This is a genomic window from Haloarcula sp. H-GB5 (assembly GCF_054850705.1).
Window position 1 is genome coordinate 1389790 of the sequence record NZ_JBTWBG010000001.1, and the last position, 24958, is coordinate 1414747.

Below are 24958 nucleotides of genomic sequence, written 5' to 3' on the forward strand. Positions count from 1 at the left end.
CGAGCGGAGCGAGAACCACTAACAGGTCGAACGGTGAAGCCTTGAGACGTAGGGTGACCCCCGAGCGGAGCGAGAGGTCGCCAAACTGCGAGCGGCGACCCACGGAATTGACACGGAACAACCGAGCGGGTGGCTTTCGTGAGTCGAGGCGCAAACACTCGGCTTTCGACACCACGATGATTACGGTCGGCGCTGATGTCCGAGTATGGCTGTTCACGAGACCGCGCAGCTTGAGAATGCGACGCTAGGAACCGTCGAGATTCGAGAATACGTGACCATCCACGACGCCGAGATAGACGACGGCGTCCAGATTTACGAGGGGGCCTCGATCAAGAAGGCGACCATCCACGGCCCGACTGATATCAACGCAAACGTCTACGTCGAGAATGCAACGGTCGGCGATTCCGTCCAGATTGGGCCTAACGCCTCTATTGTCGGCGTAACCCACGACCTCACCGACGCCGGCATGGAGTTCCAGAACGACACGTTCGACGAGATAGTCATCGAGAACGGGGCTTTCGTCGGCGCTGGCGCGGTGGTCCTCCCGGGTGTCACGGTCGGCGAAAACGCCGTCGTCGGGGCCGGGACCACTGTGACCGAAGACGTCCCGCCCGAGACTGTGATCCGGAGCACCACGGAAACGGTACAGCGCTCTCTCTGAGTTGGCACAACACGTCGGTTTCCACTTCCCGGCGACGGGTTGCCCACCCCGACCGATTGAACGAGCGGGCGTTACACCGCTGTCCCCTCGTCCTCGGCCGGTGATTCGGCGTCCGATGCTGTGTCGGCCTCGGCTGTGGTGGCCGGTTCTTCCTCATCGGTCGCCAGTGAGTCGCCCAGCCAGCCGCCGTGCAGGAAGCAAACGGTCGCAGCTAGCGTCGAAACGACGTTCGAGGCGGCGATACCGTACCACGCACCGACCGCACCGAGGCCGGCGACAGCGATGAGGACGCCTGCCAGCGCGGCGCGGAAGCCCCATAGCGCTGTCAGCCCCAGAACCATGGAGAGCCGGGTCGCGCCAGCGCCGTGGAACGCACCGTTCATCATGTGGAAGACGCCCATCACGGCGTAGGTGGGTGCGACGATGTGAATGAACGTCACCACGTGGTCGGCGACAGGACCGCTGCTCGTGCCGACAAACAGGCCGACGATGGGGCGGGCATACAGCGTCGCGACGACGCTGACGACTAGGAACGCCCCGACGAGGATCGCGCTTGCGTGATAGACGACCCGCGTGGCACGGTCACGGCATCCCGCGCCGAGGTTCTGTCCGACGACGGTTTCGACGGCCATTGCCATGCCGACCATCGGAAGCCAGACGATGGTGGTAAACCGGCTCCCGACACCGTATGCGGCGACGGCGTTGTCGCCGACGAGTGCGATCAGTACGGTCATCAGCGTCACCGACAGGGCCTGTGTGCTCCGCTCGACGCTGACCGGCGCGCCGATACGGACGATTTTCCGCACGGGTGCCAGCCGCGGTCGCAGCGCCGATATCGAGGGCGTGATTCCGACCTGGCCGCTGAACAGGAGCCAGAAGCCCGCCAGTGCGGCGAGACCGCGGGAACCAACCGTCGCGACTGCCGCCCCGGCGACGCCCATCCCCTCGAAACCGGTGTGAGCGTAGAGCCACGCAGCCAGTGATTCCAGGCCGAGCCAGCCGAACAGGGGGTTGTCGGTGAACCCGAGGATGAACACCGGGTCGATGACGACATTGAGGGCGACGCTCCCGGTCATCAGGTACATCGGCGTCTTGGTGTCGCCCCAGCCCCGGAGCAGTGCCTGAAAGACGAAGAAGCCGAACATGAACCACAGACCGAGGAAGACGATGCGGGTGTACGACACCGCCATTGCGTGTACCCCGGTCCCGGGCTGGCTGCCCAGCAGTGAGAGGAGCGTCGGTGTCAGCAGGAAGCCAACTATCGAGAGGACGACCGACAGCAGGGTCACGAAGCCAAGCGTCTGGCCGGCGACGAAGTTCACGCGCCCCTCGTTCTCTGCGCCGGTGTTCTGCGAGACGAGGATGGTCCCCGCTGCGGTCATGCCGCCGCCGACACTGATGAGCAGAAAGACGACGGGCCAAGAGTACGACAGCGCGGCCATCGCGTCGTTACCAAGCCGGAGGACCCAGAACGTGTCCGTGAGGTTGTACACCGTCTGCAGGAGCTGGGTTGTGACGAGCGGCGCGGCAAGCGTCAGGAGTGGCCACAGCAGCGCGCCCTCGGTGAACCGTTCGGATTGGGCGGCGGCGTCACTCATCGCACAAACACCTCCACAGGGGGACCATACCGACACGGTCGCTCTCCGTGGTGTAAATGTTGTCGTAGCTTTGACAGAAAATCACATACCCGTAGCGGGCAGGGTAACCGCTTCACACAGACGCAGAACTGCTTACTTCGTTGGTGTCGCCGACCGACCGTTGATTAGCCCTACTCGTTTACGTCGACGAAAACTGTCGACTGAATCCACGCAGATGGGTTCGCCGGGTCGCCGATGTGGGCGACCGTATCCACGCCAACATCGTACTCTTCGAACGTCGCTCTGATGCCCTCTTGTGAATCGGTGTCGTGCTCGTGCGTCATCGGTGTGTTCCGTGTGTCGTTTGGCAGTTCCCTCGTCGCGAATGACCGCACTGGTCCAGTTGCCCGACCGGACCGGGTGCCGTCGCCGACCCGCGCGTCCTTACCACACTTCACCAATAGCGAGTGGCGGGCATCCGTCTGTCTACTAGCTGTATTCACCCGTCGCCGGGCCACCTCTATATGTATAGCCCCACAGTCTGGCCGCCCTCGTTGTCGGGAATCCGACACCGATCGTCCCGGTGACGGCAATTTTATTCGCTCCCATCCGAAAGGTGGTGGCAATGGAACCGCTCCACGCACGCTACCCCTTTCTGGCGCGGTCGCGGGAGGCTGTCGAAGCCGCGGCGGTGGACTTGGGCGAGATCGTCGCCACGGACGAGACGGTCACGGCGCGCGCGCTGGAGCGGGTCGAATCGGCAATCACGGACGGGACTGTCGGAGAGCCACACCGACGGACCCGCGTCGAACTGCTTTCGTACCCGGTCGCCCGCGTGCTGGTGTCGCTCGTCGACGTGCACATCTGCACCCGGAAGTACGCGCAGGCGGAGGCCGAGGCAGCGTACGACCGGTTCACCGAGGAGTTCGAAACGACGACGGAGCTGAAATCGACCCAGCGCGAGACGCTGGATCGCACGGAACTGCTTGCGGAGTTCGACCTCGCGAGCGCTGTCAGCGACGCCGGCGACGGGTACCACGTCGAGGTCGGCGCGTATCTCGACCTGGCGGCCGATCAACGGGGCGATTCCTGGCGGCTGGTCAATCGGCCACTGACCGACGGCGAGGTCAGGGTCACCGCCGAGGAACTGAATGTCCTGTTGAAACAGGCGATTCGCCATCGGGTCACTGACGGCCTGCCGTTCACCGTTCCCGACGCCATCGCCGACGAACTGACGGAGGAGGTCGACCGCTTGGAAGAAGTCCTCTCGGAACTGGAACTCACCCGCGAGATCGACACTGTCGTTCCGGAACTGTTCCCGCCCTGCATGAAGTCGCTTCTCGACCAGGTGCAGAAGGGCGAACACCTCGAACACCACTCCCGGTTTGCTATTGCGACCTTCCTCGTCGGCATCGGGATGACGACGGACGAGATTGTCGACCTGTTTCAGGTCAATCCTGGCTTCGGCGAGGAGGCGACCCGCTATCAGGTCGACCACATCCGCGGGGATACTAGCCCGACAGAGTACTCGACGCCGGCGTGTTCGACCATGCAGTCCTACGGCGACTGTGTCAACATGGACGATCTCTGTGAGACGATTTCTCACCCGATGGGCTACTACGAGCAGAAGTTAGACGACACCGACGAGGAGGAACTGGTCGACTGGCGTGAGGACGAGGGCGACGAAGAGGCCGACGCCTAGAACTGCTGGCGTTCGAGCCAGAGGCCGGCAGCGGTCATGAAGACGACGAACAGCCCGATTGCGCCGATGAGTGCATAGCCGCCCGTTGCCTCTACGGTTGACCCACTCAGATACATCTGTGAGGCCGTAACAGTTGCGCCGACGAACAGCACGACGGCGACCGCCGAGATGACGATTTGCAGGAGCGTCTCCCGCTCGATATCCATGCTCTGCGATTTCACAGGGCCGGCAAAAAGGGTATCGAAGCGCTGGAGCCCGCTGGCCGAGCCATTTAGGACCGTGTAGCACCTACGTTTCAACTGGACGCATTGGAAAATACAGCCGCGTCCGCACCTATGACGCTCATCGAGCCAACAGCCGACCGGCAGAGTACCGCACTTGCACCGGACCTCCGTTCCCTCCCGGCCCGGGCCGCCCGCGCTTGGACCGAGCGCATGGCCGTTCGCCCGCGAGCGGGCAGCACGTACGCCGTGACGACGGAGAGCGACAGCACGTACCTCGTCGACATCGCACAGCACGCCTGCTCCTGTCCCGACAACCGCATCCGCGGCGAGCACTGCAAACACCTCCGGCGCGTCGCCCTCGAAATCACTGCTCGTCGGGTCGCACCGCCAGGCAAGGACCGGGCGACCTGTGACGCCTGTGGGACCGTCACCTTCGTCGCCGCGGACGCACGGACGCCACACCTCTGTGGGCACTGCCGACTGGAAACCGGCGACATCGTGCGTGATCGCGAGACGGGTGACAGACTCGTCGTTACGGCTGTCACCGACACATCGGCCGATGACTGGACCATTGAGGCGACCGACGAAACGGTCGCCGACTACGACACCAACGACGGCTACCCGCCCGATGACCTCGTGATGCTGGCGACGTATCTCTCGGATGCCGTCAGCGCGACCGAGCCGCGAGAATACGCCTTTCCCCTGTCGCGCCTCCGCCGCGTCGAGGACGCCGAACTCGTCGGCAGCGGGACCTAGTAACCGAACGCTTGCGAACCGCTACTCCAGCATTGCCGCGGCCTCCTCCTTGTCAAGATCGCCACGCTCGAAGGCCGACAGCACGTCCAGCACGCTCTGGTCCGGGCCGTCGTCGCCCACCTCGTCCAGCGTGACCTTCTCGGAGTTACCCACGAACTCATCGAAGTCAGTCCCGTCAGAGAGGGCCGTCTCCTTCTTGACGCGGTAGTTACCGCCGTCGGTCGTGTGGAGGTCCGCCGGGTGGAAAAAGTACCAGTCCTCGCGGTCGAATCGGACACCGATACGCGGTTTCGCGCCGAAGTTCCGGGCGAAAAACAGCAGCGCCTCGACCTCCTCACCGGTGAGATAGATGGGGTCACCGGCGCTGGACTTCGCCTCGATAGCGTAGAAGGTCTCGCCGTCGCCCGAGAGCACGTCCGGCAGTTCCCGCTCGGTCGCGCTGCCGCTTGCCGGCGCGCGCATCACCGCAAAGCCCGCCTCGTCGAGTGCGTTGACCAGTTCGCGCTCGCGGCGGTCGCCCTTCGCGTTCGAGTTTGCCATTATCAGGACGTGGAGCGACGGGGGTAAAACCGTTCAGATACAGCCAGACCGTTCATTCCGTTCAAACAGGCGTACATCGATTTGACCTATCGCGGGGCATATACGGGCTACCACCATCCCACATCATGGAATGACTACGTACACACCAGCAGCGACAGTAGCGATGGCGACCCACGGCGCGGGGTGGGGCCAATGAGACGGCGACGGTTCATCGCGACAGGCGCTGGCGTCAGCGTCGGTCTCCTCGCCGGCTGTTCCGGGTCGAGCGATTCAGGCGGATCCGACGGGACCAGCGGTGACGGAACCAGTGACGGCGTCTCCACCGACGAGGACGAAATGACGGACGTCGGCGGAACCGTCGGGACGTTCCGGCTACTGATCAGCGACCAGCCCGCGGCTATCGGTGACTTCGACTCGCTGGACGTATCGTTCTCGAAGGCTCGCATCTTCCACGCGAAAGACAGCGAGGAGACGGACGAAAGCGACGACGCGACCGAAACCGGATCGACGGAAACGGTCACGGCCGACGCAACTGAGACGGACACAGCCGAGCCGACCGCGACAGCGGACGATGACGGCACTGCGGATGAGGAGGAAGACGAGGACGAGGAAGAGAATGAGAAAGCCGACGGAGGCGACAGCGGCTTCGAGGTTCGTGACCTCGACGGCGCAACCGTCGACCTCACCAAAGTCCTCGGTGACAAGGCCATCGGCGTCCTCGATGGCGAACTCGAAGCGGGCCGCTACAGCAAGATCGAACTGTACGCCGAATCCGTTGACGGGGTCGTCGACGGCGAGTCGGTCGACGTAAAGATCCCGAGCGAGAAGCTCCAGCTGACCAAGCCGTTCGAAGTCGTCGCTGGTGAATCAGTCGACTTCGTCTTCGACATCAACGTCGTCAAGAAGGGCAACGGCGGCTACAACCTCCTGCCGGTCATCTCTGAGAGCGGGGTTGCCGGTAGGGATGTTGAGGTCGAGGAAGTCGGCAGCGATGCGGATGCAGATGCTGCCGCGGACAGTGACAATGACGACGAGGAGACCGAAACCGGGACGACGAAAACCGAGACAACCGAGCGCGACTCGCTGACGGAGTCGGACCAGCGCGGCAACGAAACAACGGCTGCCGAGTAGCGTTCAGTCTTCGATTCGTGACTCCAGTTCCTGAATGACCTCGTCGGTCGTGCCGCCGTCGCCGCGAACCGCCTGCGTGTAGCGCCTGTATTCCTTCGGAGACACTTCGACGGTCTTGGTTTCTCCTTTGTGTGAAATCTCGAGTTTCACCGTGCCATGGGGGTTGTTCCGTCGTCGGAAGCTCGCCATGGCAGTGAAGACGAACCAGAACGCCACACACGTCCCGATGAAGTACGCCATCGTTGTCTCGAACGCCAGCGTCTGCGCACCGACGGTCCAGTTGTAGGGATACGCCGTTTGAAACAGCCCTACACCGACCAGACAGAGGAACGCGCCGACGCCGACACCGCCCTGCTCCCGGCGGCTCGAAGGGAGCACGGCGACGACGCTCAGGAACATCGCGGGAATACCAAGGCCGCCCAGCGTCCCGCCGAGTTTCTCGGCGGCGTGGGGTTCAGTTGCGCCGACGACTGCCGACAGCGGCGTCGTCACCAGAAGTATCGCGACGACCACCGTCAGCGCGCCGACACCACCCAGGGTCGCGCCGGCAACGACGCGGCGAGGGTCACGGCCCTCCCACCGCCGGTCGCTGTACGCGTCCCCGAGGTTCTCCATACCGGCCCGTTGGCACCCGACCCACAAAACGCTACGTCAGACGCGCGTGCGACGCTGTACGGCGGCCAGCGCATCGCTGCCAGCAGCTGTCAATGTACCGAGATGGTCGCTGTCGACGGTTTCAAACGAAGCGTCCGGAAGCCGCTGTGCGAGAGCGCGCCCCGTGGACGGGGCGACGTTGGCGTCGTTTTGCCCCTGAAACACGCTAACCGGCACCGAAATGTCTTCGAGGGCAAACGGCCACGGCTGTGAGAGCAGTCGCTGTTCGCGGATGATCCCGCTCGGGCCGCGTGCCATTGACGTGAGCATATCGGCGCGGACGATTCGCGCCACCTCGCCGGCTGCCAGGGTGTCTGTCTCCGGTGTCTCCTCGGCAACGAACCCGACAGCGTAGGACGGGTCCCTGCGGACGGCGAACCATCGCTGCAGTCGGAAAAGTCGCCCGAGCGCCCACGGAGCGTGTCGGGAGAGTGCCCCAACGACCTGCTGGACGCGCCCCGTCGCGCCGACTGACGGCGGGCCGCTGCTACCCAACAGCGCGATTCGCTCTATCTCTGGCAGTCGGTGACAGGCCAGCGCGAACGGGCCGCCGCCGGAGAAACCGACGGCACTGGCTGCGTCGATGTCGAGATGGGACAGGAGATGCGCGGCGTCGTCCGGCCAGTCGTCGAGCGTGACGGAAGCGTCTTCCGAGTTTCCGATGCCCGGCCGGTCCGGGGCGATGAGGGACACGCCGCGCTCACGGGCCGGTGCAGCGAGCAGCCGTGCGATGACGTGTGATCCGGGGGTGCCGTGACAGAAGAGAACTGGATAGCCGTCGGCGTCGCCGTAGGTGGCGTACGCCAGCCGCCGACCGTCTGGGAGCGAGAGCGTCTCCGTCTCGGAGTCGTCTGGCAGCCAGTCGGTGGCCGGAACCGGCGGCGCGGACGGCATCTGTCGTTATTCGCTCTGGATGCGCGGCGCGAGCATGTACGTGACTCTGCCCTGCCCCTCGGCGAAGCTGAAGTGCATCTTGACCGGGAACTCCTCGCCGAGTTCCATCTCGACTTCGGCGTCTTTCGGGATGGCCTTGTTCATGTTCTTCAGGTAATCCAGCGAGAACAGCGAGTGGGCGTCCCCGGGGGTGAGGTCGATGAGGTCGTCGCGAGTGAGTTCGAGGTGGACGTCGTCCGTGTCGCCCTCGGCGTCGACGTAGAACAGTTCCTCTGTGGCGTCGACACCCAGCGCGATGTGGTCGCTGACCATGTCCGCGGCGGTGACCGACCGGTCGATGTCTTTCCCCTCGATAACGATATTCGCCGAGAGGTCCAGATCCGGGAGGTCGGGCTCCTGCCGGATGGAGTCGGGGTCGATCAGCGCGAGGGTGTATTCGAGGCCGTCGATAGAGATGTGGAGTTTCCGCGTCTCCTCGTCGAGATCGAGGTGGACGAGCTGGCCAGCGTCGGCCATGCCGGCGATGTCTTCGAGGCGGGAGAGATTGACGCCGATGAGTCCACCGTCAGTCTCGTAGGACTCGAACGCCGCCGCGTCGAGTCGCAGGTCGACCATTCCAACGTTTGCCGGGTCGACTGCCCGGATTTCCAGCCCGTCTTCTTCGAGGTGGATCTTGCACTCGTCCACCAGCACGCTCACAGAGTCGAGAGTCGCCTGGAGCGTGTCTGCGCTCACGATGGCGTTGAACATCTTGAACCGGACTATGCCCCCATCCATTAAAAAGTCCCTCATTGAAACCGCGTGCGCGCGAGCGACCGCGGACGGGGCAGCGGTTACGAGCGATACCGGCTATCGAGTGACCGATCAGAACACGAAGCGGCAGTGCACAGCGTTACTCCGGCGAAGCGGTCAGGCCCCCGGTTCGAACACGTCGGGGTTTGCCGACCCTTCGCGGTTGATGACGGCCATCATGCCCTTGCGGGCCACCCGGGAGAGCGCGTGGTCGACCAGTTTGATCGGGCCGGGCACCTCGGCGTGGAGGGTCGCGATGGCACAGGACCCCGGCTTGACCGGCGTGGTCTGGACGTACTTGTTCGGCGGTCCGGCGATAGCACCCTGCTGCCAGACCTCGTCCCAGACGGACCCGATGGGGTGGAAACTGGAGTCGAGGTTCGGTCCCCCGGTCACGAAGAACACGCGGGCGGTATCGCCGACCGAGATGCTCGGCGAGCCGTATCGGTCCGGCGTGATGGCGTACTTCTCGCCGTTCATCAGGACGTAGGTCGGATCTTCGGCCGCCATCGCCTCCATATCGAAGTCGTGGTGCCCCTTCTCGCCCGCCTCGCCGGTGGTGTACAGCTCGTGCTGGCCGAAGTAGAACTCGTGATCCACTTCCGGAAACCCTTCCTTCGGCTCGACGAGTATCATCCCGAACATCCCCGAGGAGATGTGCATATCGAGGTTCGGGACGGCACAGTGGTAGATGAACGCGCCGGGGTAGGTGGCCTTGAAGCGGAACGTCTTGGTCTGGCCCGGCGTGACCATCGACGCCTCGGCACCGCCCCCGGGGCCGCGGACGGCGTGGAGGTCGATGTTGTGGGGCATCGAGTTCCCCTTCTCGTTCGTGATGGTGAGTTCGACTGTGTCGCCCCGGCGAACCCGGATCATCGGGCCGGGAATCTGGCCGCCAAAGGTCATGTACGTGTAGGTGACGCCCGGCTCGACCTCGGCGACCTGCTCTTTGGTGGTCATCTCGACCGACACGGTCTTTGGTTCCGACCGGTCGATGGGGTCCGGGATCGCGGTCGGGTCCGCGGCGATACGGTCGACGTCAGTCTGTTGTGCGCCGTTCATAGCTGGCTCCTGTGGGGTCGTCTCCGCTTCGGTCGCTTGCTCTTTTGCGCCCGGTGCGCTGGCACAGCCCGCAAGTGCGGCCGTGCCGACGCCCAGGGCTTCTAACACCCGCCTCCGCGTCGCCGTCGGAATGGTTGACATTGGGAGGTCACTTCCTACAGATGGGACTCAGCGCGTGACCTGTATATAGGGGGCCGGCAAATCTCAGCCGCTGAGACGCGTTCTTGCGCGGTAAGAACGGCACTGAACGTGTTCGGGCCGGTGGTAATGTAGTCCTGGAAACTGTCGATATCCATCGGAACAACTGACAGCGGCCGTCATGCAGTGGTGACCGGAAACTCCGAGTCGGCATCCATTTCAGCGCTGACCGCCTTCCTCTCATTATGACTGCGATTTCGCCGCCCTTGGGCGTTCGAGACAGACGCGGTGTGAGGTAACTATGTCGGGCAAAGACGACTACTACAACAGAGCGAAGCAGGAGGGGTATCGCGCGCGGTCGGCCTACAAGCTCCAGCAGCTGGATGACACGGCTGGCCTCCTCGGCGAGGGCCGTACTGTCGTCGACCTCGGGGCCGCCCCCGGCGGCTGGATGCAGGTCGCGGCCGAGCGCATCGGCGAACGCGGCACGCTCGTCGGTGTCGACCGCCAGACAATCGATGACCTAGAAGATCCCGAGCCGACCGTCGAGTACGTCCGCGGCGACATGACCGAAGACAGCACGAAAGACGAGATCCGTGAGATCGTCGGTGAGAGCGACGGCAGCGGCGGCCCGGTCGACGTTGTCATCTCCGATATGGCCCCGAACATGACCGGCCAGTACGACCTCGACCACGCCCGGTCGGTCCACCTTGTCCGGCAGGCCTTCGAAGTGGCGACGGACCTACTCGACGCCGGCGGGGACTTCTGTGCGAAGGTGTTCGACGGACAGGACCTCGATGACCTCATCGCCGACATCGAACCGGAGTTCGAGTACGTCCGCGAGGTCCGCCCCGACGCCTCCCGTGACTCCTCCTCGGAGCTATATTTGGTTGCGAAACACCGCCTGACTGGGCCGGTCCGCGAGGGTGACATCGTCGAAGTCACTATCGAGGACATCGGCGAGGAGGGCGACGGTATCGCAAAGGTCGAGAACTTCACCGTGTTCGTCAGCGGCGTCGAAGACGGCCAGACCGTCGAGGTCCGAATCGACGACGTGAAACCGCGGTACGCGTTCGCCGAACCGGTCGAATAAGTCGCTGAGGGTCCTTCTCAGTCGGCTCGCGCTGGGGTCGGGCCGCCGATGTCGTTTCGTCGGGCGAAGCCGACGACGGCGTAAACAAAGGGCGTATCCACGACGGCGATAGCGAGTTTCAGCAGGTACTGGCCCACAATGAGAACCAACGCCTCGGCCGGCGGGACGCCCTGAAACAGGACGAAGCCGACGCCGACGAAGATGATCGTGTCGATGAGCTGGCTGGTGGCTGTCGAGCCGATATTGCGGAGCCAGAGCTTCTCACCGTCCGTTCGGTCCCTGAGCCAGTGGAAGACGAACACGTCCCAGTTCTGACTCACGACATAGGCCGACAGGCTGGCGACGACGATGGCCGTGCTGGCCCCGAGCACGTTCTGGAAAGCCGCAAGGTCGACCGGCTGATTCGCCTGCGGGAGTCCGGGGGCGAGAATCGTGCTCCAGATCAGCGCCAGCAGAATGAAGTTCATAACGAAGCCAACGTTGACGACGACCGTTGCGGCCCGACGGCCGTACAGCTCTGCGTAGCAGTCGGAGGCGAAGAACGTCAGCGCGTAGGCCAGCGCGGCCCCGGGCAGGACGAGCGTCGACCCAGCAAGCGGAAGCGAAAACGGCAGCGAGAACGCGAGCAGCTTCGAAGCGGTCACTTGCGAGGTGACCAGCGCCGTCACGAACAGCGCGACGAGCCCGACGCGCACCGCCTCCGACCGCTCACTGCTCATCGTCGAGTCGTCCCTGCCGTTCATCGATGTCGTCGAGCATGTCAAGGGTCTTTCGTACTGAGGCGCGGATGGCTTCGCTTCGATTGACGAACTTCCCGTCCTCGCCGACGTGCTTGTCGATGTCGTTCAGTAGTTCGGCCGGGACTTCGACGCTTATCTTGGGCATATCTGGGGAATATATCGAGCATATGCTTAGCCACTGCGGTTTGCCGACCGGACGTATCGGCTCGCAGGCGGTCTCCGGGCATCACAAGAGCTACTGCACTCACGACAGGCTGGATGGAGGAAAATCCCAGATTTCGGCCAGTAGAGGAGCGTCTCGCGGGGTTGTTATCGAGGTTACGGGCCGCTACGAGTATCATTGCGCGTTCCACGACTTGGACGGTGGCGCGATCATCGTCGAATAACACTCCCCGACTCGTCTCCGCGAACAGCTATCAGTCGGCCGGTTCGCTGCGCCGGTTCGCCGTCCGCCGGCCGCCGAGCGTGTACACCCAGAGGATGCCGAGGCCGAGCATGTACGCCAGTGCCGTCGGAATGCCGACGATGAACATCGTGAAGATGCCGCTGGGCGAGAGAATCGCCGAGAGGGCGACGATGGCGATGACGACCTCCCGCCAGCGCTCGTACATCAGGCGGAACGGGACGATTCCGCCTTTGTGGAACAGGAACATCGTCACCGGGATCTCCGCTAGCAGGCCGATCCCGACGGTAAGGAAGAACACGAGCCAGCCGAACTTGCTTACTCGGTAGGCGATGACCATGTTCGAGTTCAGCTGGTCGTAGGCGATCCAGGAGATGGTCATCGGGGCCACGTAGAGGAACCCGAGCAGGCTTCCGCCGATGAGTGCGGCGAACAGCGTCCCGCCCCAGACGCCGAGGATATTGCGGTTCCCGATGACGAGGCCGCGCTCGCGCATCGCCGGCCATGCGAAGTACAGCACCACGGGGATGATGGAGACGGCTCCGAGTATCGTCGAGAACTTGACGATGAACACGAGGTGCTCCACGGGGTGGAGTGTGACGATGCTCACGTCGGCTGCCATCTCCGGCGGAAGCCGGCTGACGAACGTCCGCTGTATCGACCCGATACCGCCCTGATAGAGGAACAGGAACGCGGCGGAGAGCACCGCGCCGAAGATGCCAAGAATCACGAACGCCCGGGAGGCCAGCGCACTGAGGATGAACTGGATGTCGTAGTAGTAGCCGCCGATCTCGTCTTCAGTGGTCTCGTCCTCGGTGAAGGCGTCGACCATGCCGGCGGTCGTCGAGGTGAACACGCCTGCGTCTTCCTCGTCCGCTTCGGCGGTCCCGTCCACTCCCTCTGCGGCGTCACCCTCGTCCTCCGGGTCGTCCTCGTGGGCCATGTCCCAGCGGTCGAGGACGGCCTGTGCTTTCTCCTTGTTGTCGTCCGCAAGAGCGCGGTCGGCGTGGGCAAGTGCCTCGTCCTCGGTCATCTCCTCGAACACCTCGGGGGGCGCGACCTCGACGGCCGAGGCGTTGAGTTCGCCAATGTCGATGGCCGTCGGGTCACCGACCTGACCGGGACCGGCTTTCTCTGACAGTGCGGTCAGAACGTGGTAGTACAGGACGACGACAGCACCGATGACACCGAAGCCGGCAGCAATGAGCAGTGCCGTACTTTCGACGGGGAGCCCGAACAGCGCCGGCGGCTGAATGTCGCCAGTGAGCCGGTCGGACGGGAATATCTCGGCGAACTGCTGGATGTACTGGAACGCCGGTGTCGCCAGGATGTAGTACACCACACCGCCGCTCAGCACTGCACCGCCGAGAATCGTGTTCCAGTGCCCACGGGCGACGGTACTGGTACTGACGAGGTCACCGGAGCGCCTGACCAGCATCGCGAGTTTCGCCAGCGCGAGACTGATCCCGTAGAGGCCACACAGCGGCGCGGCCCACATGATCTGCGTAAAGGGGTCCGGCGGCGAGAACAGCGCACCGAAGGCGAAAATCCCCATCACCGCGTAGCGCCACTTGTCCCGGAACGTCTCGTAGGGAACGATTTCGGTGTAGGAAAGCACCGTCATCACCAGCGGCAACTGGGCGGCGAGTCCGAAGGAGACGGCCAGCAGGAAGACGAACTGGAACCACTTGACGATGGAGTACTGCGGCGTGAAGCCAGCCTTGAACGCGTCCCCGGCGAGGAAGTTGAACATCAGCGGGAAGAACAGTTCGTAGGCGTAGGCGACACCGCCGAAAAACAGGCCCAGGCTTATGCTGACGAACAGCGCGCCCTTCCAGGTCGGGATGTGTTCGGCTGGCCACCAGCCGCGCTGGCGGAGCCCGTCGCGGCCGAAGTAGATCAACAGCGGCAGCGACATGAGAATCCCGATGACGGCTCCGATTTTCACCTGCAGGAGGATGACGTCGAACGGCGTGACCGCGACGATGCTCGTGGCCTCCTGCGTGGTGAGGTCCATCTGCGAGTACAGGAGATCGGCACGCAGCGTGTCCCAGACGCCGTACTGCAGTCCCATGATCGTGCCGATCATCCCGATGACGAAGACGATGAACACCTTCTGGAGGTGCACCTGCGCTGAGCGAAGCATCGCGCCGAGCGTCGCGCGCCCGCTCTGGACCGTCTGGACGGTGTCCTCGTCGATAGCACTCGCCATCTTCTCTGTGCCTAGCCCAGTGGGCGTTATCAATTTATTCATCCCGGTGACAGCCACTGCTCGAAAAGAAAGTTTACAACACCCACCGTCTAAGCCCGGGACAGATGGAGGACGGTGACGCAGACGACGAGCGGCGCGGGCCCGATGAGCCGCCACTACCGTCCGACGACGAGTCCGACGATTCGTCACTCCCGACAGACCCCGTGGCTGCGGCCGATGCCAATCGGGAGACGGACGACGTGACGGGTCCCGGACCCGCACCCGCTGGCGGCGACGAGAGTACTATCGGCTCACACGCCGCGCCGACTGAAGGCGAAGCCAGCGACGGGCTGTTCGACCGCGACGCGTCGGACGTTGCCGCCGCTGTGCCGGCGGACGTTCCGACCGACTGGGGCAAGTCGACGCCGTCACCGGCCGGTGCCGGCGGTGCCGCACCGACGACCGGCGGCGGGAACGCACCCACCTACGACCCGGATGACGACATCGTCGACGAGGGCGCACCCGACGACGAGGAGATGCCCCTGGCCGACCACGTCGAGGAGATGGCGATGCGGCTGTTCGTCGTCGTCGGCGTAATGGCCGTGGTTGCCGTCATCGCCTTGCCGTACTCCGACGAACTCATCAACTTCCTGTGGTACTCGTTCCTCGACGGGCCGGCCGAGGCCTGCGGCCGGGTCGCGACGAACGCCGACGGCAGCGTCGTCGATGGCGCTGACTGTCCGAACGTGTACAACCCGCTCGCACTCATTCTGGCACGGCTGAAAGTGTCCTCGCTGGTCGGCTTTATCGCCGCCTTGCCGGTGTTCGTCTACGAGACGTACCTGTTCATGCGACCGGGGCTGTACCCCCGCGAGCGACGCTACTACCTGGCCGCGGTTCCGACGAGCCTCGTGCTTGCAGCCGTCGGCGTCGGCTTCGCGTACTTCGCCGTGCTGCGGGCGATGTTCGATTACTTCATTACCTACTCCGACCGCGCAGCCGACCTCGCGTTCGGCCTGAGCGAGACGTTCAACCTCATCATTCTGATGCTCGGGCTGTTCGCGCTCATCTTCCAGATCCCGCTGTTCGTGATGCTCGCGGTGATGATGGGCGTGACGACCCGCCAGTGGCTGCAGGACCGGCGGCTGTACTTCTGGGGTGGCTTCGCCGCCGTGGCGTTCCTGTTCAGCCCGGACCCGACCGGGATGGCCCCGCTCATGGTCGCCGTGACAATGATCGGCCTGTTCGAGGGCACCCTGCTGCTCCTTCGCTGGACCGGCAGCACGTCGCCGGTCCCGACGGCGGACGACCTCGCCGCGCGCCGTCCGGTCGCGTGGCTGACCGCCGGTATTGCTGGCTACGTCCTCAGCCCTGCACCGGTCCCGACAGGCTATTACGAGCAATTGCCAGCCACAGTCACTGAGACGCTGGCAGCCGTCGGCCTCGGGAACGCCACGCCGATGCTCGTCGGCGGCGGGATGATCGCCCTGTTCGAGGCGCTGGCGTACGTGAACAAGAACTACTACGGCTCGGTCAAACTCTGGCGCGGGTTCCGGGCTGCCCGCCTGCCGGTGTGGGCCGTCGCCATCGTCGTCGGATACCTCGGCAGCCCCGACCCGACGCTGTTCCGCCTCATCAACCAGTTCAGCCTCCCGAGAAATGCCGCAATCGCCGTCGCTGCCGGCCTCGTCCTCCTCTACGAGGGGACGATCGCCGTCGCACGCTGGCGAAACCGGGGTGAATAAGATGGGAACCCTACTTGTCGCCCGACACGGCGAGACGACGTGGAACCGCGACGGGCGCATTCAGGGGTGGGCTCCGAGTCGGCTAACCGAGCAGGGACAGAAGCAGGCCACAGCACTCGGAACGTGGCTCGACGAGCGCCACGGCGTCGACCGGGTCTTCGCCTCGGATCTCCGGCGCACCCGCGAGACGGCCACCGCAGCAGACGACGGCTACGGTGGGTTACCTGACCCCGAGTTCGACACCGAGTGGCGTGAGCGCGGTTTCGGGACCATGCAGGGCCTGTATGCGGAGGAACTGCTCGATGAGTTCCCCGGCCACGACCGGGACGCGAGCGTCATCTCGCTCGATGCGGCCCCGGAGGGCGGCGAAAGCATCCCGGCCTTCCGCGGGCGCGTCGAATCCGGGTGGGACCGGGCAATCGCGACGACCGACGCCGACGAGACGACGCTGGTGGTCACCCACGGCGGCGTCATCAAGGTCCTGCTGGCGAAACTCACTGACAACGACCCGGACGCGGCGCTGGCGAAGAGTTCACAGCCGAACTGCGCGGTCAACGAAATCCGACTGGACGAGGACGGTCCTGCACTGGTCAGCGAGGAGATGACCGGCTGGCGGACGCTGCTGGACTGAACGATAGTCGCCGCTGAGAAATAGCCCTGCCGGACGAGCGTGAACTCCTTAGTCGACGGACGGATAGTCGGCGTCGAAAACGTTGCTGACCACGTCCTCTGCCTCTTCTTCAGCCGGTTCTTCTGTTTCTGGGCTCACACTGCCGGTTTCGTACCCGTGGAGGTCGAGCGTGACGTGGTCGAAGCCGCAGTCCTCAATGTGGCCGCGGGCGGTGCGAACGAAGTCGGGATCGAGCGCGGTTTCGAGTTCTTCCTCACCGACCTCAATCCGGGCGAGGCCGTCGTGGTCGCGCACGCGGAACTGCTCGAAGCCCCACGTCCGGAGGAGGCGCTCGGCCTTCTCAACGCGGGAGAGTCGTTCTTCGGTCACTTCGAGGCCGGTCGGAATCCGCGAGGAGAGACACGCCATCGAGGGCTTGTCGGCGACCGAAAGGTCGTACTCGCGAGCGATTTCCCGGACCTCCTCTTTCTCGATGCCGTGTTCCAGCAACGGCGAGTAGGCGTCCAGTTCCTCGACGGCACGCAGGCCAGGGCGGTGGCCCTCGCCCACGTCGGAGGCGTTCGTCCCGTCACACACCACGTCGATGTCGAGTTCACGGGCGCGGTCGTACATCGCGCCCAGTCGCATCGACCGGCAGTGGTAACACCGCATGTCGTCGTTCTGGATGAACTCCTCGCTGTCGAGTTCGGAGAACTCCACGATCTCGTGGCGGATGCCGATCTCCTCGGCGACACGGGTGGCGTCAGTAAGCTCGGCGGCGGGGAGCGTCTCAGACTTGGCAGTACAGGCGATGGCGTCGTCGCCGAGGGCGTCGTGCGCCAGTGCGGCGACAACACTCGAATCGACCCCACCGGAGAAGGCGATCAGCACGCCGTCTCGCGACTTGAGGTCTTCGCGGGCGGCCGCTAGCTTCTCCGACACAGCAGACATGGAACGTCTTTCTCGGTGGAGCGCAAAAACGCCTTCGCGTTCGGTGTTTGACTGACCGAACCGGAGCGGTATTGACCGCTCCGCTGCGCCGGAACCGCTGGCAACGGGTTTTTTCTCGCTGGCGTCGAATGGGCGGGCAGATGGAGCTCGAATCGGTTCCGGGCGTCGGGCCGAAGACAGCCGCGGCGCTCCGGGAACTAGACGACCCGGAGGCGGCACTCCGGGACGGCGACGTGGCGTCGCTCGCACGCGCACCGGGTATCAGCGAGGGTCGGGCCGCCCGCATCGCTCGCGGCGCGATCCGGGCCGAACACGACGACCCCGGTGGATTCACCGCGACGAAACGCGCCCGCGAGATCCACGAGGACGCACTGGCGCTGCTGACCGACCGGACGGTAACCGACTACGCCGCCAAGCGATTGGAGACGATCTACCCCAGTGGCGTCCGTAGCCGCATCGAGGAGGTCCGCTCGTTCGCCGAGTCGGCGATGACCCGCGAGCCTGACCCGGCAGTACTCGACGCCCTCTCGGCCGTCGAACCCCTGGCCGAACCCGGCGACGTGCGGGTCCGTGACCGCTGTCTGGCGACCCGCGACGCCGAGCGCTACGCCGACGCGCAGGCTGCGATCCCGGAAGTCAGCGTCGAAGTCGTCGACGACGCCCGTCAGCTGGCCGAACTCGCTCGCTCGTACTCGACGGTCGTCGCGCTGGACGAAGCCTTCGCCGGCGTCGACATCGAGGGCGACGTACGGGTAGAACCGAACGCGCTCGAAGAACCCGAATCGGTCGTTCCGGAACGCGTACTCACTTTCTTCGCCCGCAACCGCGACCGGATACGGGCCGCCGCTGAGGTTCACCGCGTCGCCGACCTCGACGCGCCGTGTGATTTGGAGACGCTCCTGTCGGCGCTCGATCAGCTCGACGAGGACGGGGGCGTCAGCGGCGACGAGGAACTCGACCGGCTCGCCACCGCTGTCGACGATCTCGACGCGGCGGTCTCAACCGCAGAAAGCGTCGCCAACGACCACCTCCGTGAGGCCATCGAGGAGCAGGACGTGACCATCGAAGGGACGGACCTGCTGTCGCTGGTCGAACGCGGGGCGGGCGTCGACTCGTTGCTCCAGCGGGAACTGGCCGACGAGTACGCCGCGGCCGTCGAGAAGGCCCGCGACCACCTCGTCGACGCGCTGGCGCTCCGGGATATGGAGGCGACGGCGCGCCGGGCCTTCCCCGACGAGCCCGCCTATCCCGTCGAACACAGCGAGGACGTCGTCGCCCGGCTCCGCGAGGAACTCACCGCGGCGCGCGACCAGCGTGCCACCCGCCGGAAGCGGGAGCTGGCCGACGACCTTGCCGAGATGCGCGACGACGCCGCGGCGCTGGTCGATGCTGCGCTGGAACTCGACGTGGAACTGGCGATCGCCCGCTTCGCCGATGATTTCGACTGCACGATGCCAGACGTTACCGAGTCTGAGGGGGTCGCCATTGAGGGCGGGCGCTCCCCGCTGCTCGATGTTCTCTTCGACGAGGTCGAGCCCGTCGACTACGCCGTCGAGGGCGTGACGGTCCTCTCGGGGGTCAACAGCGGTGGCAAGACCTCGACGCTGGACCTCGTGGCGCTGGTGACGACGCTGGCACATATGGGCCTGCCCGTTCCGGCCGAGTCGGCCCGCATCGGGCGGATCTCCGAACTCCACTACCACGCCAAAACCCAGGGGACGCTGGACGCCGGCGCGTTCGAGGCCACGCTCCGGGAGTTCGGCGATCTCGTCGCGGACGTGGACCACCGGTCGCCGACGGTAGCGGATGGGGACGGGACAGCGGCTGGCGACGATGCAACCGCGGACGGCGACGGGCCGGCGGCCGGGACCGACGACCGCCCGGTGATGGTGCTCGTCGACGAACTCGAATCGATAACCGAGCCGGGGGCCAGCGCGAAGATCATGGCCGGCATCCTCGAAGCGCTGGGCGAGCGCCAGGCCACGGCGATTTTCGTCTCCCACCTCGCACGCGACATCAGCGAGGCCGCCGAGACCGACATCAGCATCGACGGTATCGAGGCCAAGGGGCTGGAAAACGGCGAACTGCGCGTCGAGCGCTCGCCGGTCAAGGGAAAGCTCGCCCGCTCGACGCCGGAACTCATCGTCGAGAAGCTCGCCGACGATGGGACCGACGATGCCGATGGATTCTACAGCGACCTGCTCGGAAAGTTCGAGTAGTGACTGCCTGAGACGCACCGACCTGTCACTGTAGGTGAAGCTGTGGCAAATGGTTAAGTGGGCCGCGAAGCTCGGTGAAAGTGATGAGCGACGACCCCGAGGACCGGATGCTCGGCTGGGACGAGTCCGTCTTTCGGGACGAACACGTCTTCGAGATCGACTGGCTCCCGGAGACGTTCAAACACCGGGACACCCAGATGGAGACGCTGAAGTACGCGCTCCGGCCGGCCGTCCGGGGGTCGCGCCCGCTCAACGTCATCGCCCGCGGGCCGCCCGGCACGGGGAAGACGACAGCCGTCCAGATCCTGTTCGATGAACTCACCGCCCAGACGGATGTCAAAACCGTCCGGGTGAACTGCCAGATGGACTCGACGCGCTATGCCGTCTTCTCGCGGCTATTCGCCGAGATATTCGACTACGAACCGCCCTCCTCGGGCATCTCTTTCAAGAAGCTGTTTTCCCAGATTACCGATAAACTAGTCGAGGAAGACGAGGTGCTCGTCGTCGCTCTCGACGACGTGAACTACCTGTTCTACGAGAGCGAGGCCAGCGACACGCTGTATTCGCTGCTGCGTGCCCACGAGGCCCACTCCGGCGCGAAAATCGGTGTCATCTGCGTCTCCTCGGATCTTGAACTCGATGTCATCGACGCCCTCGATACACGCGTCCAGTCCGTATTTCGCCCGGAGGAGGTGTATTTCAACCCGTACGGACAGGCCGAAATCGCAGATATTCTGGGCGAGCGCGCCGACCGGGGGTTCAACGAAGGTGTCGTCGGGCCCACAGTGCTTGACCGCGTCGCCGAACTGACTGAGGAGCAGGGGGGTGACCTCCGGGTCGGCATCGACCTCCTGCGTCGGGCCGGAATGAACGCCGAGCGGCGCGCCTCCCGCTCCGTCGAACCCGAGGATGTCGAGGCGGCCTACGACAAGTCCAAGTACGTCCATCTCTCCCGCCGGCTGCGGGAGCTGTCGGACTCGGAAACCGCGCTCGTGGAGGTTATCGCCGCCCACGACGGCCAGCAGGCCGGCGACATCTACGACGCCTTCTCCGAGCAGACGGATCTGGGCTACACGCGATACTCCGAGATCATCAACAAGCTCGACCAGCTCGACATCATCGACGCCGACTACACAAATGTCGAGGGCCGTGGCCGCTCGCGGGAACTGACGCTCAACTACGACGCCGACGCGGTGCTGGAACGACTGTAATACGTCGTATTAAACCGTATTTGCTGGTGTACCGAAACGGCACTCCGTTACTCCATCTTCTCGAACGTCGTCTCGGCCCACTGGACGGCGTAGTCAGCGCCGTATTCCAGATAGGCGTCCGTGTCGAGCGCGGCAAACGGTGCGGGCAGGTCGAGTCCGTGCTTGACGCCGCTGCAGGCGAGTTCGGCGGCCGCGGCGAACTCCGTCTGGCCCTGTGCGATCTCGCTGGGGAGATCGTCGAGGCGGGGTTGCAGGCGTTCGCCGGCGTCGTCCCACGCCGCGTACAGATCCGGATAGTCGTCGGCCCAGTCGGTGAACTCCGCGCGGGCCTGCAGGCCCAGATACGCCGTGTACACCGCCGCTGCGAGTTGGTACCGGGCGTTCGAATCGAGGTGGTCTTCGGTGGCGGCCACGAAATCCGGATAGCGCTCGCCGAAGAAACCCAGAAAATGCTCGGGTTCGTCGAGGCTGACCTCGACGAGCGCCTCGGCGACGAGAAACGAGACGAAGTCGTCCGGCGACGTTTCCAGTCGCGGCTTGACGAACACGCAGGGTGGGACCGTCTGTCGCGTCCAGGCGACGCCGCCGTCGCCGGGCATCCCGATGGTGAGGCTGTTCCCGATGTACTCCTGTAGCACTTCTGGCGCTGTGGTCGGGAGCCACGCACCGTCGTAAGAAATCTGATCGAGGCTGTCGGTCACCAGCAGGAGTTCCTCGGCGACTGCGGGGTCCAGCGTCTCGAAGTCACGGTCGCAGTTCAATACGAGCGCCTTTGGGGCGTAGGCGTCACGTACGGCCGGCAGCTCGCCGGCCAGTGAGCGCTCGGTGAACATCTACGCCGAGAACAGGACGAGGTTGATGATGATGCCGACCGACAGTAGTGCCGACACGCCGATTGTTCCGAGGACAATTTTTGTGGCCTTGCTCATGCCAATGAGTATCTCGGGCCGGACATTAAAACTTGAGAAACGATTTTCGGGGTCCGAAGCGAGTATCGAGTATGCGTCGCGAACGCACTTCGACGGGGACTGCCTGGGAACAGCAGGTTGGCTACTCGCGAGCGATACGCACTGGCGATACCGTCCGTGTCGCCGGCACCATCGCCACGGATGACGATGGCGAGGTTGTCGCGCCGGGCGACCCCTACGAACAGACGAAACACGCGTTCGACATCGTCTCGGACGCACTGACAGCCCTCGACGCCGCCACCGAGGATGTCGTCCAGACCCGGATGTACGTCACCGACATCGACGATCAGGAACAGGTCGGCGAGGCCCACAGCGAGTTCTTCGAGGATGTCCGCCCCGTTGCGACGATGGTCGAGGTGAGCGGGCTGGCAACACCCGAGGCCGTCGTCGAGGTCGAAGCCGTTGCGCAGGTCGAGTGAAGCGGTCGACAGCGGGCCGGTGTGGCTGATAGCCTCCGGCGTCAGTCGTCGGCCGTACCGACGCCCGATCGTCTGGCCACGTCGCGCCACCCGCCGGACCAGAACCGGCCCGCGTTGACCGCGGCTTTCAGGTAGAAGTCGCCGACGAGCGCGGCGAAGATCGCCGGTAGTCCGAGTCCCAATCCCGGCGAGACGGCGATATTGAGGACCGGAACCGTCACGACAAACGACGACGGCAGGGCGAGGGCGGCGACGGGGAGCCGGTAACAGTAACCGCCCAGGAATGTCCCGTACAGCGGCCAGCGGGTGTCGCCGGCACCCCGAAGGCTGCCCCGCATCGTCCGGGAGATGGAGAAGCCGGCGACGAGCAGGCCGAACACCCGGACGAACGCCGCCGCCAGGTCGGGGTAGGCGGTCCCGAACAGGGCGACGATGGGGCGGGCAAACACCACGAGCAGGACCGCCGCGACGAGCTGGACGGCGAGCGCGACGCGAAGCGTCTGCCAGCCGTAGGCGGTCGCCTCTCCTTCGTCCCCAGCACCCAGCGACTGCCCGACCAGGGTTGACGCGGCGGTGGCGTACCCCCACGCCGGCATCAGCGCGAGTAGCATGACTCGGCGGCCGATTGCGTAGGCCGCGAGCGTTGGCGTCCCCAGCACGCCTAGGATGAACAGGAACGGGAAGCGGGCGAACGTCTGCAGTAGCCGCATTCCGGACAATGGTAGGGCGACGCGGACGATTTCGCGCATGAGGTCGACGCTGAACTGCGTCCCGCCGGGTCGGAGCGTGACGACGTAGCGCCCGGACAGCAACAGTCCGAGGAAAATCACTGCCGCGAGCGTGTTCGCGATGGCTGTCCCCCACGCCGCACCGGCGATGCCGAGTTCGGGGAACGGGCCGACGCCGAAGATGAGGACGGCGTTGAGTGCGACGTTCGTCGGCAGCGTAAGCAGGCGGACGTACATCGGCGTTCGGGTATCGGCGCTGCCCGCCAGCGCCCGGGCGGCGACCATGCTCCAGAACCGCGGGGCCAGCGACAGCATCACGATGGCGAGATACGTCGCGCCGAACCGGATCGTCGCCGCGTCGTCGGTGAGAATCCCTACCAGTAGCTCCGGATAGCGCCAACACAGCGCCGACAGCGGTAGGGAGACGAGCAACGCGAGCCACAGCGACTGCTTGACCGCGAGGTTCGCCCGTTCAGGCTGATCGGCCCCCTGCAACCGCGAGACGACGCTGATCGTCCCGGAGGAGACCGCCAGCGAGAGCCCGAATCCGACGAAGTAGTACTGGAAGCCGAGTTCGAGGCCGGCGATGGCCGCGTCACCGAGCGCCAGACCGACCATTAGAAAGTCGGCGAGGCGCAGGAGGATACGGAGGCCGCCCGTCACCATCACCGGCGCGGCGAGGTCGGTCGCGGCCGTCGCCTTCTTGCGGTCGACGAGGCCTGCACTGGCCAGCAATGCGGGGAACGCAGTCAGCAAGCGGCGGAGGGGGCCACCATTCGACATCGCTCTGATTTGAGGAGCCCAGCCCCCTGTGGGTTTCGGGACGAGGCCGGGGATTTTTGCCCCAAAGTGCCGACAACCCAGCATATGCCTCCCGTCGAAGTCGGTGAGACGTTCACCGAAACCCGGATGTTTCAGCCCGAAGACGTCGACCAGTTCGCTGCTCTTTCCGGAGACGACCAGCCCCGCCACACGGAGCCTGATGGAGACGGCCGGCGGATGGTCCAGGGGTTGCTCACCGCGTCACTGCTGACCAGCATCGGCGGTGATCTAGAAGTGCTTGCCTCGCGGATGGACCTGCAGTTCCAGCGTCCGGTGTACACCGGCGAGACGCTGGTCTGTGAACTAACTATTGTGAGCGCCGACCCAGATACCGATGGCGGCGTCGCCCTCGTCGGTGATGTGACCGTCCAGCGCGTCAATTGCGGCGATGACCCCGGTCAGGCCGACACAGCCGCGGCGAAGCAGGCTGACGGCGATACCGCCGGACCCGTCGTGCTTGAAGCGACCGTCGAGGGACTAATCAGGGAATGAGCTGTTCGCCGTCGTCGTCGTAAAGTGTGATAGCGTCGACCGGACAGGACCGGGCGGCGAACTTTGCGTCCAGTTCGGCGTCGTCGGGAACCTCCCGAACAAACACGTCTTCTTCCTGTTCCTCGCTGTCCGCCAGCACTGCTTTGCCGGCGTCCTCGTCGCGCTCGAAGGCGTCCCACTCCGCGACACACTGGAACATCCCGATACAGGTGTCGTAGTCGTACTCGACTCGCAT

The 24958-nt window shown here is 64.8% G+C and carries 27 protein-coding genes; 11 read left to right on the plus strand and 16 right to left on the minus strand.

From position 1 onward, the window contains the following. The first annotated feature begins 205 nt into the window (after nt 1-205). Nucleotides 206-661, plus strand: coding sequence for an acyltransferase (locus tag ACYJ11_RS07350; RefSeq protein ID WP_461647281.1), 456 nt, complete (start codon nt 206-208; stop codon nt 659-661). A 71-nt stretch (nt 662-732) separates the two neighbouring features. On the opposite strand, the gene ACYJ11_RS07355 is transcribed toward ACYJ11_RS07350, so the two are convergent. Both ACYJ11_RS07355 and ACYJ11_RS07360 read right to left on the minus strand, forming a co-directional pair. After that, nucleotides 733-2259, minus strand: coding sequence for an MATE family efflux transporter (locus ACYJ11_RS07355; protein ID WP_461647282.1), 1527 nt, complete (start codon nt 2257-2259; stop codon nt 733-735). A gap of 170 nt (nt 2260-2429) precedes the next feature. Further along, nucleotides 2430-2582, minus strand: a complete 153-nt coding sequence (locus ACYJ11_RS07360) for a hypothetical protein (protein WP_461647283.1) — start codon at nt 2580-2582, stop codon at nt 2430-2432. A 281-nt stretch (nt 2583-2863) separates the two neighbouring features. On the opposite strand from ACYJ11_RS07360, the gene priL reads away from it, so the two are divergent. Continuing rightward, the gene (priL, locus tag ACYJ11_RS07365; protein ID WP_461647284.1) at nt 2864-3940 is read left to right on the plus strand and encodes a DNA primase regulatory subunit PriL; all 1077 of its coding nucleotides are present in this window, start codon (nt 2864-2866) and stop codon (nt 3938-3940) included. Here priL and ACYJ11_RS07370 read toward each other — a convergent pair. Beyond that, on the minus strand, nt 3937-4146 hold the full coding sequence (locus ACYJ11_RS07370) for a DUF7472 family protein (RefSeq protein ID WP_004590143.1): 210 nt from the start codon (nt 4144-4146) through the stop codon (nt 3937-3939). The two genes, priL and ACYJ11_RS07370, sit on opposite strands and share 4 nt — an antisense overlap. A gap of 129 nt (nt 4147-4275) precedes the next feature. Between ACYJ11_RS07370 and ACYJ11_RS07375 the strand changes: the two genes are divergently transcribed. Next, nucleotides 4276-4920: an SWIM zinc finger family protein gene (locus ACYJ11_RS07375; protein ID WP_461647285.1), complete on the plus strand. Its 645-nt coding sequence runs from the start codon at nt 4276-4278 to the stop codon at nt 4918-4920. A gap of 21 nt (nt 4921-4941) precedes the next feature. Here the strand turns inward: ACYJ11_RS07375 and hjc are convergent, their stop codons facing one another. Beyond that, complete coding sequence (gene hjc / locus ACYJ11_RS07380; RefSeq protein ID WP_151101239.1) at nt 4942-5460, minus strand: Holliday junction resolvase Hjc; 519 nt, start codon at nt 5458-5460, stop codon at nt 4942-4944. A 192-nt stretch (nt 5461-5652) separates the two neighbouring features. Between hjc and ACYJ11_RS07385 the strand changes: the two genes are divergently transcribed. Beyond that, nucleotides 5653-6591, plus strand: coding sequence for a DUF4382 domain-containing protein (locus tag ACYJ11_RS07385; RefSeq protein WP_461647286.1), 939 nt, complete (start codon nt 5653-5655; stop codon nt 6589-6591). Nucleotides 6592-6594: 3 nt separating this feature from the next. On the opposite strand, the gene ACYJ11_RS07390 is transcribed toward ACYJ11_RS07385, so the two are convergent. From ACYJ11_RS07390 to nirK, 4 genes are all read right to left on the minus strand, one after another. Next, entirely contained in the window at nt 6595-7206 is a 612-nt protein-coding gene (locus ACYJ11_RS07390; protein WP_461647287.1) for a DUF7139 domain-containing protein, read from the minus strand. 36 nt (nt 7207-7242) lie between these two features. Continuing rightward, entirely contained in the window at nt 7243-8139 is an 897-nt protein-coding gene (locus ACYJ11_RS07395) for an alpha/beta fold hydrolase (protein ID WP_461647288.1), read from the minus strand. A 6-nt stretch (nt 8140-8145) separates the two neighbouring features. Beyond that, nucleotides 8146-8889, minus strand: coding sequence for a DNA polymerase sliding clamp (locus tag ACYJ11_RS07400; protein ID WP_004516027.1), 744 nt, complete (start codon nt 8887-8889; stop codon nt 8146-8148). A 159-nt stretch (nt 8890-9048) separates the two neighbouring features. Then, a complete protein-coding gene (nirK, locus tag ACYJ11_RS07405) occupies nt 9049-10134 on the minus strand; it encodes a copper-containing nitrite reductase (RefSeq protein ID WP_461647289.1) in 1086 nt (361 codons plus the stop codon). A gap of 298 nt (nt 10135-10432) precedes the next feature. Between nirK and ACYJ11_RS07410 the strand changes: the two genes are divergently transcribed. After that, nucleotides 10433-11224 carry a 23S rRNA (uridine(2552)-2'-O)-methyltransferase gene (locus ACYJ11_RS07410; RefSeq protein ID WP_421640603.1) on the plus strand — a complete coding sequence of 264 codons (792 nt, stop codon included), beginning with the start codon at nt 10433-10435 and terminating at the stop codon, nt 11222-11224. Nucleotides 11225-11241: 17 nt separating this feature from the next. Here the strand turns inward: ACYJ11_RS07410 and ACYJ11_RS07415 are convergent, their stop codons facing one another. From ACYJ11_RS07415 to ACYJ11_RS07425, 3 genes are all read right to left on the minus strand, one after another. Then, nucleotides 11242-11943: a queuosine precursor transporter gene (locus tag ACYJ11_RS07415; RefSeq protein WP_188975943.1), complete on the minus strand. Its 702-nt coding sequence runs from the start codon at nt 11941-11943 to the stop codon at nt 11242-11244. After that, nucleotides 11933-12109 (minus strand): ribbon-helix-helix domain-containing protein, encoded by a 177-nt coding sequence (locus ACYJ11_RS07420; protein WP_004516031.1) that lies wholly within the window; start codon nt 12107-12109, stop codon nt 11933-11935. Before ACYJ11_RS07420 ends, ACYJ11_RS07415 begins: the two co-directional genes overlap by 11 nt. A 271-nt stretch (nt 12110-12380) precedes the next feature. Then, nucleotides 12381-14579, minus strand: coding sequence for a twin-arginine translocase subunit TatC (locus tag ACYJ11_RS07425; RefSeq protein WP_461647290.1), 2199 nt, complete (start codon nt 14577-14579; stop codon nt 12381-12383). A 104-nt stretch (nt 14580-14683) separates the two neighbouring features. Between ACYJ11_RS07425 and tatC the strand changes: the two genes are divergently transcribed. Then, entirely contained in the window at nt 14684-16303 is a 1620-nt protein-coding gene (gene tatC, locus ACYJ11_RS07430) for a twin-arginine translocase subunit TatC (RefSeq protein WP_461647291.1), read from the plus strand. Nucleotide 16304: 1 nt separating this feature from the next. After that, the gene (locus ACYJ11_RS07435; protein WP_461647292.1) at nt 16305-16934 is read left to right on the plus strand and encodes a histidine phosphatase family protein; all 630 of its coding nucleotides are present in this window, start codon (nt 16305-16307) and stop codon (nt 16932-16934) included. Nucleotides 16935-16982: 48 nt separating this feature from the next. On the opposite strand, the gene larE is transcribed toward ACYJ11_RS07435, so the two are convergent. Then, nucleotides 16983-17864 (minus strand): ATP-dependent sacrificial sulfur transferase LarE, encoded by an 882-nt coding sequence (larE, locus tag ACYJ11_RS07440; protein WP_461647293.1) that lies wholly within the window; start codon nt 17862-17864, stop codon nt 16983-16985. 140 nt (nt 17865-18004) lie between these two features. On the opposite strand from larE, the gene ACYJ11_RS07445 reads away from it, so the two are divergent. Beyond that, nucleotides 18005-20083, plus strand: a complete 2079-nt coding sequence (locus tag ACYJ11_RS07445; protein ID WP_461647294.1) for a helix-hairpin-helix domain-containing protein — start codon at nt 18005-18007, stop codon at nt 20081-20083. A gap of 83 nt (nt 20084-20166) precedes the next feature. Continuing rightward, entirely contained in the window at nt 20167-21294 is a 1128-nt protein-coding gene (locus tag ACYJ11_RS07450) for an ORC1-type DNA replication protein (RefSeq protein WP_058993328.1), read from the plus strand. A gap of 47 nt (nt 21295-21341) precedes the next feature. On the opposite strand, the gene ACYJ11_RS07455 is transcribed toward ACYJ11_RS07450, so the two are convergent. Then, on the minus strand, nt 21342-22127 hold the full coding sequence (locus ACYJ11_RS07455; protein WP_461647295.1) for a DUF7089 family protein: 786 nt from the start codon (nt 22125-22127) through the stop codon (nt 21342-21344). Then, nucleotides 22128-22223: a hypothetical protein gene (locus ACYJ11_RS07460; protein WP_004960365.1), complete on the minus strand. Its 96-nt coding sequence runs from the start codon at nt 22221-22223 to the stop codon at nt 22128-22130. A gap of 71 nt (nt 22224-22294) precedes the next feature. Between ACYJ11_RS07460 and ACYJ11_RS07465 the strand changes: the two genes are divergently transcribed. Beyond that, a complete protein-coding gene (locus ACYJ11_RS07465; protein WP_461647296.1) occupies nt 22295-22681 on the plus strand; it encodes a RidA family protein in 387 nt (128 codons plus the stop codon). A 41-nt stretch (nt 22682-22722) separates the two neighbouring features. On the opposite strand, the gene ACYJ11_RS07470 is transcribed toward ACYJ11_RS07465, so the two are convergent. Next, on the minus strand, nt 22723-24192 hold the full coding sequence (locus ACYJ11_RS07470; RefSeq protein ID WP_461647297.1) for an MATE family efflux transporter: 1470 nt from the start codon (nt 24190-24192) through the stop codon (nt 22723-22725). An 84-nt stretch (nt 24193-24276) separates the two neighbouring features. Here ACYJ11_RS07470 and ACYJ11_RS07475 point away from each other — a divergent pair, with 84 nt between their 5' ends. Next, the gene (locus ACYJ11_RS07475; RefSeq protein WP_461647298.1) at nt 24277-24723 is read left to right on the plus strand and encodes a hotdog family protein; all 447 of its coding nucleotides are present in this window, start codon (nt 24277-24279) and stop codon (nt 24721-24723) included. Here ACYJ11_RS07475 and ACYJ11_RS07480 read toward each other — a convergent pair. Next, nucleotides 24713-24958: a ferredoxin gene (locus ACYJ11_RS07480; protein WP_005536607.1), complete on the minus strand. Its 246-nt coding sequence runs from the start codon at nt 24956-24958 to the stop codon at nt 24713-24715. The genes ACYJ11_RS07475 and ACYJ11_RS07480 overlap by 11 nt on opposite strands.

Bases quoted from the DNA above. Each gene is read 5' to 3' on its own strand.
- ACYJ11_RS07465 (WP_461647296.1), top strand. From the start codon at position 22,295: ATGCGTCGCGAACGCACTTCGACGGGGACTGCCTGGGAACAGCAGGTT.
- ACYJ11_RS07360 (WP_461647283.1), bottom strand. From the start codon at position 2,582: ATGACGCACGAGCACGACACCGATTCACAAGAGGGCATCAGAGCGACG.
- ACYJ11_RS07410 (WP_421640603.1), top strand. From the start codon at position 10,433: ATGTCGGGCAAAGACGACTACTACAACAGAGCGAAGCAGGAGGGGTAT.
- ACYJ11_RS07370 (WP_004590143.1), bottom strand. From the start codon at position 4,146: ATGGATATCGAGCGGGAGACGCTCCTGCAAATCGTCATCTCGGCGGTC.
- ACYJ11_RS07480 (WP_005536607.1), bottom strand. From the start codon at position 24,958: ATGCGAGTCGAGTACGACTACGACACCTGTATCGGGATGTTCCAGTGT.
- ACYJ11_RS07400 (WP_004516027.1), bottom strand. From the start codon at position 8,889: ATGTTCAACGCCATCGTGAGCGCAGACACGCTCCAGGCGACTCTCGAC.
- ACYJ11_RS07415 (WP_188975943.1), bottom strand. From the start codon at position 11,943: ATGAGCAGTGAGCGGTCGGAGGCGGTGCGCGTCGGGCTCGTCGCGCTG.
- priL (WP_461647284.1), top strand. From the start codon at position 2,864: ATGGAACCGCTCCACGCACGCTACCCCTTTCTGGCGCGGTCGCGGGAG.
- ACYJ11_RS07445 (WP_461647294.1), top strand. From the start codon at position 18,005: ATGGAGCTCGAATCGGTTCCGGGCGTCGGGCCGAAGACAGCCGCGGCG.
- hjc (WP_151101239.1), bottom strand. From the start codon at position 5,460: ATGGCAAACTCGAACGCGAAGGGCGACCGCCGCGAGCGCGAACTGGTC.
- ACYJ11_RS07470 (WP_461647297.1), bottom strand. From the start codon at position 24,192: ATGTCGAATGGTGGCCCCCTCCGCCGCTTGCTGACTGCGTTCCCCGCA.
- ACYJ11_RS07375 (WP_461647285.1), top strand. From the start codon at position 4,276: ATGACGCTCATCGAGCCAACAGCCGACCGGCAGAGTACCGCACTTGCA.
- ACYJ11_RS07385 (WP_461647286.1), top strand. From the start codon at position 5,653: ATGAGACGGCGACGGTTCATCGCGACAGGCGCTGGCGTCAGCGTCGGT.
- ACYJ11_RS07425 (WP_461647290.1), bottom strand. From the start codon at position 14,579: ATGGCGAGTGCTATCGACGAGGACACCGTCCAGACGGTCCAGAGCGGG.
- ACYJ11_RS07420 (WP_004516031.1), bottom strand. From the start codon at position 12,109: ATGCCCAAGATAAGCGTCGAAGTCCCGGCCGAACTACTGAACGACATC.
- ACYJ11_RS07350 (WP_461647281.1), top strand. From the start codon at position 206: ATGGCTGTTCACGAGACCGCGCAGCTTGAGAATGCGACGCTAGGAACC.
- larE (WP_461647293.1), bottom strand. From the start codon at position 17,864: ATGTCTGCTGTGTCGGAGAAGCTAGCGGCCGCCCGCGAAGACCTCAAG.
- ACYJ11_RS07475 (WP_461647298.1), top strand. From the start codon at position 24,277: ATGCCTCCCGTCGAAGTCGGTGAGACGTTCACCGAAACCCGGATGTTT.
- ACYJ11_RS07390 (WP_461647287.1), bottom strand. From the start codon at position 7,206: ATGGAGAACCTCGGGGACGCGTACAGCGACCGGCGGTGGGAGGGCCGT.
- ACYJ11_RS07395 (WP_461647288.1), bottom strand. From the start codon at position 8,139: ATGCCGTCCGCGCCGCCGGTTCCGGCCACCGACTGGCTGCCAGACGAC.
- ACYJ11_RS07460 (WP_004960365.1), bottom strand. From the start codon at position 22,223: ATGAGCAAGGCCACAAAAATTGTCCTCGGAACAATCGGCGTGTCGGCA.
- ACYJ11_RS07455 (WP_461647295.1), bottom strand. From the start codon at position 22,127: ATGTTCACCGAGCGCTCACTGGCCGGCGAGCTGCCGGCCGTACGTGAC.
- ACYJ11_RS07355 (WP_461647282.1), bottom strand. From the start codon at position 2,259: ATGAGTGACGCCGCCGCCCAATCCGAACGGTTCACCGAGGGCGCGCTG.
- ACYJ11_RS07435 (WP_461647292.1), top strand. From the start codon at position 16,305: ATGGGAACCCTACTTGTCGCCCGACACGGCGAGACGACGTGGAACCGC.
- tatC (WP_461647291.1), top strand. From the start codon at position 14,684: ATGGAGGACGGTGACGCAGACGACGAGCGGCGCGGGCCCGATGAGCCG.
- ACYJ11_RS07450 (WP_058993328.1), top strand. From the start codon at position 20,167: ATGAGCGACGACCCCGAGGACCGGATGCTCGGCTGGGACGAGTCCGTC.
- nirK (WP_461647289.1), bottom strand. From the start codon at position 10,134: ATGTCAACCATTCCGACGGCGACGCGGAGGCGGGTGTTAGAAGCCCTG.